Source organism: Aquamicrobium sp. NLF2-7 (assembly GCF_022359935.1).
GTDB lineage: Bacteria > Pseudomonadota > Alphaproteobacteria > Rhizobiales > Rhizobiaceae > Mesorhizobium > Mesorhizobium lusatiense.
Genome location: NZ_JAKSED010000011.1, coordinates 75,843 through 86,905, shown reverse-complemented (window position 1 = coordinate 86,905; position 11,063 = coordinate 75,843). Strand labels below are relative to the sequence as shown.

Below are 11,063 nucleotides of genomic sequence, written 5' to 3'. Positions count from 1 at the left end.
TTCGCCCATCCGCTCGCGTGAAAAACCCACAGTATTATGCCATACAGACCTGCGAAGACTCTCGCTTTCCGTACCGCTCACAAATAACCGCACTATGCAAAACCCGCCCTGCAGCCCGTAGTCTCGGCATGACCGCAGTGCTGACCGCAAGGGCCGCAGAATTAAATAGTTGACAGTATCCGCGCTGAACCTGCGGCGTTTCAAACCGTTTGGTTTTGACCGCACGGCAGCACTTATCTCATGGGACGTTACTAGGCCCACAGTTGCCCAATGCGCCAACCAAGATTTTTGGCTATCGGTCATGTTGTCGGATTTCGCTTGTGCAAGCTCTTCAGGAGCGACTCCGACACCTCAAGGCGTGGAGATGATGCAGAAGTTGTTGCTTCGGCAACTGGCGCTCGTTTGCTTGCGTCCAGTTTGGCTCGCAGCAGTGCCATCACCATCGGCCAGGTAGAGAATTTCCCTTCCCGTGCCTTGTCTGTCAGGCTGCGTAGATATCCCCTGCGCTAGTGATCTGATCCGTACGTTCATAGATCGCTGCCACCGCGATTGCCGCCTGAATCTCACCCATGACCGTTTGGGCATCCCGCCAAGCACTTGGGCTGATGCCGAGCATCGTCCGGCCGAGTTCAGCGGCTGCTAGAAAGTCCCGCCAGTGACGAACTTCGCCCGACTGAACAAGTCCCAGCAGGTTGGGGCATGCATCCAGCACGATACTCAACGGCAAATCTCGTTTCGGCAGACTTCGGACGTTGTCGGTTTCCGCAGCGCCGCCATCCGCTTCATTCTTTTCTCGAATGCTTGGTTCAGATTCAAATATGGATTCGGGATTTGAATTCTGTATGTGGCGCTCAGAATGAGACTCATTGGCGTTCGTATTTTCTGTTTTTGTGAAAGATTCCAATGCCCCACGTATCTCGGCATGAAGTTCCGCCAGTTGCTCGCAGATGCCCTCGATGGCTTGTCTCGGCGCGCTGCGAGGCAGATCCGAGATGATTGTCCTGTAGGTTTGAAGCACTCTGCCCCAGTTGCCTGGCACGCCCTCTTCAATCCCCATATCAATCATTTTAACGATATCGCGCCTCAGCAGCGTCAGACGCTCTCTGGCGATGCGGAACGCCTTCTTCTCTGCTTGCACGGTCTCTGCGAGTTCACGGAGCTCGTCGGCGCGCGCGATGATCGGTGAAAGGTCGAAGCCATAGGCCTGTTCAACATCCCCTGCCCTGCTTCTGCGTGCAAAACGTTTGCCATTCGGACTGTCGCGTCGAATGATCAAGCCGCATTCGACTAAGACGGCCAGATGGCGCCGAAGCGTCGCCGGTGAAATTCCATTGGCGCGCGCCATCAGCTGTTCGTTCGACGGCCAAACGATAAGTTCCCCTTGGGCCGACAGCTCAGTCTCGCGGTGGAACGACAACAACGCGTTGAGGATCGCCAGTGAGCGATCCGTCGCTCCAAGCAGCTCCCGCGCTTCACGAATGTGCTGGAAGACCTGCCACTTGTTAGCGGTTGCCTCCTTAGGCATGGCCTTTGCGGTCGCTTGGCTCGCAATCTGGCCGAGCGTTAGCGTTCGCCGCCCGAAGGGCGTCGTTGAGATATGCGTCTGCATTGTCTTTCACCTATCGCTAGGCAAAAGAAATTAGCTCACCGGAACGACGTTTTCCGTCGCGGACTCTTGACTGCGATTCGTGGAAGTGCGATTCTCTGGGTGCTAACTTGGAGAAGGGCTTCCGAACGCCGGTTTGGGGGCCTTTTTCTTTTGCTTCGTTTCGATCTCCTGCTTCTTCTTTAGTTCGTGCCTATCCGATGCTCTTGCGGTGCTCCGCGTAGAGCCGGGGGACCTCGTTCAAGACGAATTCGGCAAACTCTGGCGAGACCTTGCGATCGACGCTGAGCGTCACCTTCTGCCTTGTTTGAGAAATTTTACCAACTTCGTTGCCTTGGTGAGTGACAGGCACCTCATCCTTCGAAGAAAGCGTGCCGTCCTTGAGAGCTTTAGCGACGGTCTCGAAGCGCTCTTTCGACTTGAGGAGCTCGAATTCGGGACGATTGGCGACGCTCAACGCGTGCTTCACTTGCTGTTTGTCTGATGCCAGCGTGTCTGCCAATGCGATCCAGTTTCGGCGACCGACACCATGCGCAGGGCCGATGGCATCGACCAACTCCCCGGGTATCTTCGCCGCCACAGCCAGCATATTGGAAAGATCACTCTTATAGATTGCCAAGGCCGACATAATCACATCACGCGGAAACTGCTTTTCAAGCCGCTGGGCGAAGCGAACTTTCTCGATGTAGGAGAGGTCTTGTCGCTCGTTGTTCTCCTGCCCCTGCGCAATCACCAGTTCCTGGTCGGACATCGACCTGACGACAGCCTTAACCGGCCGCGCCAGCGCCACCGCAGCGCGCAGTCGGCGATGACCAAATGCAACTTGATATTTCGCACTGTCGTCGGGATGGGGCCGAACTAAAATCGGAACTTGTTGTCCCTCGCTTCGGATTGAGTCCACAAAGCCACGAAAGGCTTCATCGTCGGACACCATTCGGTCTGGGATAAACGAAGGTTCTACATCGGCCGTATCGAGTTCGACGATTATCTGCCCCGAGAGGAGCTTCTTTTCAATTTCATCCGCTCGCTTCGAACGCTCGCTGAGTTCACCGAGGGACTGACCTAGGGCACCAACCGGCGTGGAATCGATGGGATCGGTCAGATCAGGTGAACCAATAAGGGGACGCAGCCGTGACGGCCGGCGCTGCCCTTGCTCTTCTGGCGAAGCGGCAGTCTCTGTCTCGCGACTTTGATCCGCCGGCTTATGCGACAGGTTACCAAAGATCTGCTTCCGACTCATGCCGCTCTACCCCATGCTTTCTTGATCAGGGTCTCAATCTCAGCATTTACACTCTCTACCGACTCCAACGCTCTGTCGTAGGTTGACCGTGTGAACTGACTTCTCTCAACCTCGAAAATAGTTTGGTTGGTAAGACCTGCGTCCGAAATCGCCGTGCTTTTGAGCATCGGATGATTGAGGACGTGGTCGCCAAAAATCGAACGCAAAAAGGCAACCATCTGGTTTTGCGGACCATCGCTCGGTTCAAAGCGAGTCACCAAGTACTTCATCCATAGATATTGCGACGATGCTCCTGCCCTGCTGATTTCTTCAAGGAGATCGCCTGTCATAGCCAGGAACTGTCCCATTGACATCACGTCCAGCATCTGGGGATGAATGGTTATCAGAACCGACGTCGCAGCAGTCAGCGCTGACATCGTCAAAAATCCCAGCTGCGGTGGGCAATCGATCACCACGACATCGTAAAGCTTTTGGACTTGTGAAAGCGCCTGCCCGATGCGTGCAAAGAACAGAGTGTCCCCTGGGGCGCGAGTCATTAGGGCCTTTGGCGTATCGTGCTCAAATTCCATCAGCTCGAGGTTGCCCGGCACCAGATGGAGATCTGGAATGTAGGTTGCTCTCACGATCTCAGCGATCGGGCGCTTTTCACCGTCGTACCGGATCGCTCCGTAAAGCGTTTCGTTTGGGCCAACATCGAGTTCGGGTTGATGTCCAAACAGCGCAGAAAGGCTGGCTTGCGGGTCGAGGTCGATAGCGAGGACGCGGTAGCCACGAAGAGCAAGGTACTGAGCGAGGTGGGCTGTCGTCGTTGTCTTTCCGGACCCCCCTTGAAGTTCATCACGGTGATAACTTGGAGTTGCTCAGAGCCGGAGCGCCATGGCAAGTACCGCTTATTTCCCCGCGTCCCACTATCCAGTGTTTTTCGAATCTCATTGATCGCATCGACTGAGTATGTACGGCGCCCCCCCGCAGAGACGTTACCAACGTCCGGCATTTCGCTCGCTACCTGCCGGAGATACCCTCTGTGATACCAATAAGCTTTGCGGTCTCGGCCGGCGAAAAATTGCGAATTCCTTTTTCTGCGTGTGGCGGAAAAGTGCTTGCGTGGTGCGCCTGAAGTTCGGAGGACAGCGCTGCAGAATGACGCTGAATGAGCGTCTTGAGTTCATCGGTCACGTCAGTTGATTTTGGCGCTTCAGCAGTGGTCTCCATAAGGTTCTTCCATTCTTGCGGCAGTTGCGGAATATTTACGAGATTGCGAAAAAATCCGCAGGTAAGAGGACTATGCCCGATTCTCTCCGTTCTGCAACAAAATAAGGGTTAACGAGTTCTTAATGCCCTCCTGGCGGCGTCTAGGATTGCAGTTAGCCGCGGCTAACCGGCTTTCTCGGACGCCGCAATGCGCTGTATTAGCAACTCGCTGACATCTCGTGTTTCGCTCGGTCCTTGCGTCAAGGCATCGATCATCATCGCTGAGGTGCAAGAGGATTATATGTGCCGTGTGTACGCCGCCATTCGGACGGCATCTTGAAAACACTCGACCAAATGCCGGCGCCTGCAGCCTTTGCCCTGGCCTCAATCTCACGATAGCCGGGCGGAGGATGCTCCTGCGCCGGCACTGCCAGGACAAACATCCCCTCCTCCAGCCCAGCTGCTGCTATGTCCGTCCCATCAACGTAGCACTGAGCACGATACCCACCTCCTTGAAGAACACGCGTCGGCCGGCACTCGACCTTCCTGACCAATGTGCGAGAAGTGAGCCACGCAGTTGCCACTGCGCCACATGGCCAGCCCTCCAGCGTAATCCGACGCGCACCAGCCACCAACTTCACGACGGTGTTTGGCTTTACTTCATCTGTACTGCTCATCCCGGTCTTCTCCCGAAACGGCATGCAGGATCGTTCGCCGAAGTGGCGTATCGCCTTGACAGAAATTTTCGGGTTTGCGATTATCCAACATGTACCAGTTGGGGTTCTCGCCAAAGAGCCCGATCACGAAATCCGAACTTCGTTGAACCAGCCTCGGAAGCGCCAACTTCCGGGGCCGTTCCGTTTTTGCCGTATAGCCTCTCCATCACACAGGTTTATCTACGCAAAACGAATCAGTAAGCCCGCCAAAGGTCACTGAGTCGCCGTGCGAAGTATGCTTGCGCCATTAAGCGTGAGCAATACTGTGCGTTTTTACCATGTAATGAAAGAGTTTTCGTACGATCGATCTACCGGATTGGATCGGTCAGGCGCCGTACACGCCCTGCAGTTTTTCGAAGATTTCCGGCGCGATCTCATACTGCCGCGCCTTGCCACGACCTATGGACGTCCTCCCCCAGGATTCCTTTAAGAGGCCTCGGACGACTAGTGGATCAATCGCTTCCTGGGCCGCTTTCCTTGTCATTCCAGTCACTTCGGTGACATTGGTGATAGTCAGCGCGGTATCCGCTTTTTGCAGCGTGTACAAAAGATTCATCATCCCGAGCTGGCGAAGACGCGAATTAGGCGTCTCGTCCGGCAAGGGCTTTGACATGATCTCGTGCGTAGCCAGGGTCGCAAAAACCGTGTTGTGCCAGCGTTGGTTCAAAGGGCTTGGCATCTTCTTATCTATTCGTTATCGTGCAGTATGACAAGGTGGTAAAGCCTCGCAGGCGAATAGCCGGTCGGAAGGCAAACGAGGGTCTGAGCATGAAGAATGCAGTCATTCGGGCACTTTCCGCTATTGCGATTGGTGTTTCATTGTACACGTTTTCGTCCCCCATTGCGCGAGCGGATGACTGGGGTTGCCAAGTTCTCCTTTGTCTTTCTAATCCAGGCGGCGCAACACAGTACGCCGAGTGCCGCCCCCCGATCGAACGGCTGTGGTCGCACTTAGCGAAAGGACGGTCTTTCCCTATCTGCAGCGGCGTCGGTTTCACGGCAACGAAGCCACGGTATGAGCCGTACTATTGCGATGCCGGCTTCCGTCTCGTCACGCGCCAAGATGATCGCGGCGTTGGCCAAATGGGATGCGTTTCCACCGAGCTACAGACAGTTAGTGCCGATCAGTGCAGCAACAATGGCAGCGGTCGCCATTCCGGCGCTGTTGGGGCCGGTCGATGGGATTTTTCGGACGGCAAGCGCGTTTGCAAAGCTTATGTGACGGCGCGCCCGCATGTCCGCGAACAACCCCGCTACATCGACCTGACGATCGACGGCGCAGGCCAGCAACGAGTCTGGTTCTAGCCCATGCCGGTAGCCTTCCTTGATCTCGCCCAGCAATGCGCTCCGCAAATCGCCACGGAAACAATAGCCGCGGTCATAAGCGTCGAGAGCGGCTTCCACCCCTTCGCCATTCGAATCAACACAGACCGTCCGCTCGTCGAGCAGCCTAAAACCAGAGCTGAGGCGATAGAGACAGCGACTGCCTTGATCGCCGAGGGTCACGATATCGACTTGGGACTCGGCGGGATCAATTCTGGAAATCTGGGTAGGCTGGGTCTGTCCGTCAGCGACGCCTTCGACTTCTGCCTCAACATCAAGGCCAGCGCAGCGCTGCTTGACGGCTACTACCAAGTCGCTTTCCAGGATGGCGCAACAAAGACACAGGCTGAAGCCGTCATGCTGCGAAGTTATTTTGGCAGTGGCGACCCCTCTGCCGGCGAAATGGTGGGTTACGACAAAAGAGTATTGGCGGAGCGAAAGCGGCTGTCCAGTCAACTCGCGACCATCGAGATTGTCGAGGGACAGGTGCAAGCGTTGCCCACGCGCGAAGGGGCAGGGGGCTCGTCAGCTTCAACAACTGGCGGCAGCTCGCCAGAGAAGGTTCAGCCAGGGTCTCAGATCCCTGCGCCGAGGTGGGATGTCTTCAATGCGGGGCGGCAATCCTCCGTCCTCGTTTTTTCCAACGAGCAAAAGGAGTGATGAGCACATGACCCTAACGGCGCGTATCAGGTCGGCCGCGGCAATCGTGACAATGGCAACGGTGTTTTCGCTAGCCTTGATCGAGCCGAGTTTCGCCCAGGCAGGTGGCATCGAAAGCGTCCTGCAGAATATCGTCAATATGCTGACCGGCAACGTAGCGCGCCTGCTAGCAATTATTGCTGTGATCATCGTCGGCATCGCGTGGATGTTCGGCTACCTCGACCTGCGCAAGGCGGCGTTTGTCGTTCTCGGCATCGGAATCATCTTTGGCGCGACCGAGATCGTCAACATGATCTCAGGAGGAGGTTCATGAGCGAGAAGAATGCCCTCGAGGAAGATACGTTGTTCCTGGCCTGCACGAGGCCGGCAATGATCGGGGGCGTTACGATGGAGGCGATGGGGATCAACATGATTTTTACGACGATCCTCTTCATCGTCGCCGGTTCAGTCGCCTATGCCCTCGTGGGCGTCGTATTTCATTTTATCTTCAAGGCGGTCGTCAAGCACGATCACAACATGTTCCGCGTGCTGCTTGGTTGGATGGAGACCCGGGGGAGGGCGCGCAATACCGGGGTTTGGGGTGGAGCTAGCCTTACTCCGATGAAGCTCGTCCGGCGCTATGACGAAAGGGATATCGGCTTTGCCTAGCATCGCGATCGTCAAGAGCCGGGAGCTCGAACCGGAGACCTTCATTCCTTACACTCGCCACGTCGATGAAAGGATCATCGCGCTCGATTCGCGTGCAATGATGGTGATCAACCGCCATGAACCCGGGGATCCTGCGGAAGGTCCGGGCGCTGACTTCGCTACACGCCCAGCCAGGCTGACCACGCGCTGAAATCAAGCTGCGTCTCTGGCGCACGATAGCAGGAAGGCGGCCGGCAACCGCGCATCCAGCTCTCGTTTCACACGGGATCAGCGTCCGAGAGAGAGACGTTCGTGCAGGCGGGGGACACCCAGCGGCAGGCCTTGGTGTCCTATCGTTGACACGACGATCGACCGGACGGGAACGGGTGACCCGGATCGAAACGGAAAACGTCTCGCTTCAGGGGACCGCGGTGAGATCGGTCTGCCGGAACTCGTCGGCCGTGGCAAGAATTGGCACCGCGAAATATTTCGCGCATGCGTAATGCAGGCAATCGCCGAGGTTGAGACCATGGCGCCCGGAGCGATACCGTTGTGCGGCGGAGAGCGCCAGCTTTGTGGTTTCGGACGCGGGCGGCAGATCCCTAATTTCGATGCCGCGCTCGTCAAGAAACTCGACCACGATCGGCTCAACCTCGGATACGGCGAGAGCGAACTTGTCGGGGCGCGCAAGACCAAGGACCGCCTCCAGTACGGCGACCGGAGAGGTAAATGCACCCTTCCCGGACGCGAGCGCATCGGAGACGCGCTTTGCTTCCGGCTCGTCGGACATCACGGCAATGATCGCGCACGCGTCGACGAACATTATTTCGATTCCCACATCTCGTCGAAGGCCTCGCGCGGAAGCGGCTTCTTCGCCGCCTTGCGCAGCGCCACCCCATGCTTCTCACGAAGACGCGCCGCGGTCTGAAGCGGGCTTTCGGCAACACGGCGGCGCTCGATCGCCTCCTTCATGGCGATGACGATCGCGTCGGTGATGCTCACACCGGCCATATGGGCGAACCTGCGCGTGAGTGCGTCCGCCTCCGGATTGTTGACATTGATCGGCATGGAGCCTCCATGTAGATAATTCTTCCAGAGAATGTAGATGCCCTAGTCTACATTCGCAAGGTCCCTGATCTGGAAGGGAGCTGGCTCGTCTCCGGCGTCTAGCGCGAGAACAACGCTTCTCCGCGCTCCTAGGGCGGCGAGCGGTCGATGGACCTGGTGCGTCGCATTTCAGGATCATCGGACCGGCCCCATATCACCTTGCTTCGTCCCCGCCGCCCGGATCGTGAATCGGTCCCACTTCTCGATTGACCGATCGTGACCCAGCCGTCGAAGCGGTTGAGATTACCGCTGTGCAGGACCGAATCCTGATAACTGACGGCCCACTGGCAACCACGGGCAGCAGTGATCGCCGGAAAGACGAAGGATCGCCAAAGACGGAGCCCGACACCGCATAGGTCGGGCTTGGCGGCGCAGAGGCGGGCGAGCTCGATCGCATCGTGCCGCGTAAGGCCGCCAACGCGCTCACGCATGAGTGTGTCGGCCGAGACAACGGCGAGCAGCTGGCCTTCATGGCGCAAGCCGTGGGACCAGCCTTACGTCGGGTGGCGGATTTCGCCCATCCTGTGTCCCCACAAAATGAGATGAGCGTTGAGCTCGTAGCGCGCGATAGGCTCGAATGTTATAGGCGTGGATCCGGGGTCATACACCGCACATGCCCTCGCACTCGTTCGGCCAGAGATCGAGTTGGCCGCGGTCGGTGGCCGTCGAGAGATCGACGTCCTCGAGCGGAACGCATGATCGATGCAGGTAAACCTCGCCACGGATACTCCGCAGTCCGGTCCGAAGGGACCGATCGACCTCGACGGCATCCTCCCAGGCCGCCGCGTCGCGTTCGCGCATCGATCGCCACATGGCGTTGCTGTGAAACGGGCAGCCGATACATGAGCTCTTTGGCGCATCGGGATAATCGTAGCGGCGCAACCAGGCGAGGCAGTCTCGTCGGCTCATGCGTTTTTCGATCAGCGGAAAACGCTTGATCTGCCACGCTTCGAAGCTCGGCTTCGCGCGAACAATCTCGTCCGTCGAGATGCCTATCCAGCATTCCACCACTGGAAAGGAAGGAGAGCGTTTGCGCGTCAAGTCCGCGAGCTCACGCACTTTCCGACGGATCGGGACAATTTTATAGTCAGTCGTGCATTGACGCCGGATCATGCCAATCGAGACCGTCTCACTCGTCGTCCGGCGGGTGGCGACTTCGATCAGCTCGCCTTCGTCGTTCTCGTCGAAGACAGGAACATCCGCACCCGCCGGCGTCACGGTCTTGGCGAAGGCGGGTATCGAGGCCCAGCGGTTGCCTTGCCCGGCCGCGATCAGCTGCTCACGAATATTCCCGGCCGAGACGATATGGACCGGGAACGGGAGAACATTGGGAGACATCAGCCATGCGAGATGATCGTAGACGGCCCGCGGTTCCCAGCCGGTGTCTGCAAAAATAGCGCAATCGGGCATTGGCCCGATCTCGCCATGGGCCGCCATCAGGGCGAGGGTGGTCGATTGCACGCCGGCGCCGAGCGAAAGCGCGCGCAGGCGAAGCGGGGAAGGCTCGGTGCCCTCCCCCATGGTGTTCGGAGCGTGCAACATCATGCTGCCTCCGCGACCTGTGCCGCGCCCGGCTGGAGTTCGTGCATGTAGTTGACGGCGCGCTGGGCATGGGCAGCCGCGGCGAAGATGAACCGCTTCTCGTTCTTGAGAATTTCAAGCCAACTCGCCAGGTAGCTCGCATGATCGGGCCTTGGCTCCAATTCGGGAACGATGCCAAGGTCGGCCGCCAAAAAGCAGCCGCCCAAATCAGCCACGAGCTCCTCGTGCGCCCTGAAGGAGCGATCCTTGTGATAGCGGGAGAGGTTGCGATCAAGCCGCTTTTCCGAGCCGACCCAATGGGTTAGCTCATGTCCCAAGGTTGCATAGTAACTCGGCGCATCGCGAAAGCTCTCGAACGGCGGCATTTGCACGATATCGAGCGCCGGATTGAAGAAGGCCTTGTCGCCACCGTGCCGGATCACCGCTCCGGTATTGGCAAAGAAGGCATCTGCGTGCTCGACCCGCTCCACCGGATCGTGCGCAGGCGCGGGATTGCCATAATACTGCGCCGGCAGGTCCTCGATCTGATCGGCGCAGAACACGGTGTAGGCCTTAAGGAAGGGAATGCCGCGCTCGACCTCCTCCCCGCGCGCATCGGTTTCGGTGCGCGTGAAGCGGCTGGCGTAAACCACCATCGAGCCTGTCTCGCCCTTGCGGACATGTCCACCCAGCTCAACGCTCTGCTTGAACGTCATCCAGGTAGGCGAGACATAGCCCTGCGCCACACTCTCCGACCAGAGAAGCAGCGTATTGATGCCCTGGTAGGGCAGACCATTATGGCGCAGCGGCCGTGTGATGCGACCCGCAGTATCCCCGGCGTTCCAAGGCTGTACCCAAGGACGAACGCCCTTCTCCAGATCCGCGACGATGCGGTCGGTGATTTTCGCGTAGATATCGACGCGGGGTTTGTTTTCTTTCCTGCTCATTTTCCAAAACCTCCATTCGAGGCCGCGCCAGTCGCGGCCGTCACGAGGTCCGCACGCGCAGGACCGCAGGTCCGCGAACCCGCAGATGAGCAATCGGAAAGAAGAGAGATGTCGCAGGATGGGCC

At 57.9% G+C, this 11,063-nt stretch carries 10 protein-coding genes and 2 pseudogenes; 4 read left to right on the top strand and 8 right to left on the bottom strand.

Going from position 1 to position 11,063, the window contains the following annotated elements:
- Window positions 1-299: 299 nt before the first annotated feature.
- The 4 genes and pseudogenes from repC to MIC97_RS24980 form a co-directional block, all read right to left on the bottom strand.
- A pseudogene (repC, locus tag MIC97_RS24995) lies at window positions 300-1,609 on the bottom strand (plasmid replication protein RepC).
- A gap of 190 nt (window positions 1,610-1,799) precedes the next feature.
- A complete protein-coding gene (gene repB, locus MIC97_RS24990) occupies window positions 1,800-2,846 on the bottom strand; it encodes a plasmid partitioning protein RepB (RefSeq protein WP_239802510.1) in 1,047 nt (348 codons plus the stop codon).
- Window positions 2,843-4,058 (bottom strand): annotated as a pseudogene (repA, locus tag MIC97_RS24985) (plasmid partitioning protein RepA). The gene repB and the pseudogene repA overlap by 4 nt, the downstream one beginning before the upstream one ends.
- A gap of 1,020 nt (window positions 4,059-5,078) precedes the next feature.
- The gene (locus MIC97_RS24980; protein ID WP_094538761.1) at window positions 5,079-5,432 is read right to left on the bottom strand and encodes a MarR family transcriptional regulator; all 354 of its coding nucleotides are present in this window, start codon (window positions 5,430-5,432) and stop codon (window positions 5,079-5,081) included.
- 89 nt (window positions 5,433-5,521) lie between these two features.
- Between MIC97_RS24980 and MIC97_RS24975 the strand changes: the two genes are divergently transcribed.
- The 4 genes from MIC97_RS24975 to MIC97_RS24960 are packed head-to-tail and all read left to right on the top strand — an operon-like array spanning window position 5,522 to window position 7,384.
- Complete coding sequence (locus MIC97_RS24975; RefSeq protein ID WP_239802508.1) at window positions 5,522-6,058, top strand: hypothetical protein; 537 nt, start codon at window positions 5,522-5,524, stop codon at window positions 6,056-6,058.
- A 3-nt stretch (window positions 6,059-6,061) separates the two neighbouring features.
- The gene (locus tag MIC97_RS24970) at window positions 6,062-6,736 is read left to right on the top strand and encodes a lytic transglycosylase domain-containing protein (protein WP_239802507.1); all 675 of its coding nucleotides are present in this window, start codon (window positions 6,062-6,064) and stop codon (window positions 6,734-6,736) included.
- 7 nt (window positions 6,737-6,743) lie between these two features.
- On the top strand, window positions 6,744-7,049 hold the full coding sequence (locus MIC97_RS24965; protein ID WP_094538764.1) for a TrbC/VirB2 family protein: 306 nt from the start codon (window positions 6,744-6,746) through the stop codon (window positions 7,047-7,049).
- Window positions 7,046-7,384 carry a type IV secretion system protein VirB3 gene (locus MIC97_RS24960; RefSeq protein ID WP_094538765.1) on the top strand — a complete coding sequence of 113 codons (339 nt, stop codon included), beginning with the start codon at window positions 7,046-7,048 and terminating at the stop codon, window positions 7,382-7,384. Before MIC97_RS24965 ends, MIC97_RS24960 begins: the two co-directional genes overlap by 4 nt.
- A 397-nt stretch (window positions 7,385-7,781) precedes the next feature.
- Here the strand turns inward: MIC97_RS24960 and MIC97_RS24955 are convergent, their stop codons facing one another.
- The 4 genes from MIC97_RS24955 to MIC97_RS24940 form a co-directional block, all read right to left on the bottom strand.
- Window positions 7,782-8,186, bottom strand: coding sequence for a type II toxin-antitoxin system VapC family toxin (locus MIC97_RS24955; RefSeq protein WP_239802506.1), 405 nt, complete (start codon window positions 8,184-8,186; stop codon window positions 7,782-7,784).
- Window positions 8,186-8,431, bottom strand: a complete 246-nt coding sequence (locus MIC97_RS24950) for a type II toxin-antitoxin system VapB family antitoxin (protein WP_239802505.1) — start codon at window positions 8,429-8,431, stop codon at window positions 8,186-8,188. Before MIC97_RS24950 ends, MIC97_RS24955 begins: the two co-directional genes overlap by 1 nt.
- Window positions 8,432-9,070: 639 nt before the next feature.
- Complete coding sequence (locus tag MIC97_RS24945; protein WP_239802562.1) at window positions 9,071-10,012, bottom strand: hypothetical protein; 942 nt, start codon at window positions 10,010-10,012, stop codon at window positions 9,071-9,073.
- The gene (locus tag MIC97_RS24940) at window positions 10,012-10,938 is read right to left on the bottom strand and encodes a zincin-like metallopeptidase domain-containing protein (RefSeq protein ID WP_239802504.1); all 927 of its coding nucleotides are present in this window, start codon (window positions 10,936-10,938) and stop codon (window positions 10,012-10,014) included. Before MIC97_RS24940 ends, MIC97_RS24945 begins: the two co-directional genes overlap by 1 nt.
- Window positions 10,939-11,063 lie beyond the last annotated feature (125 nt).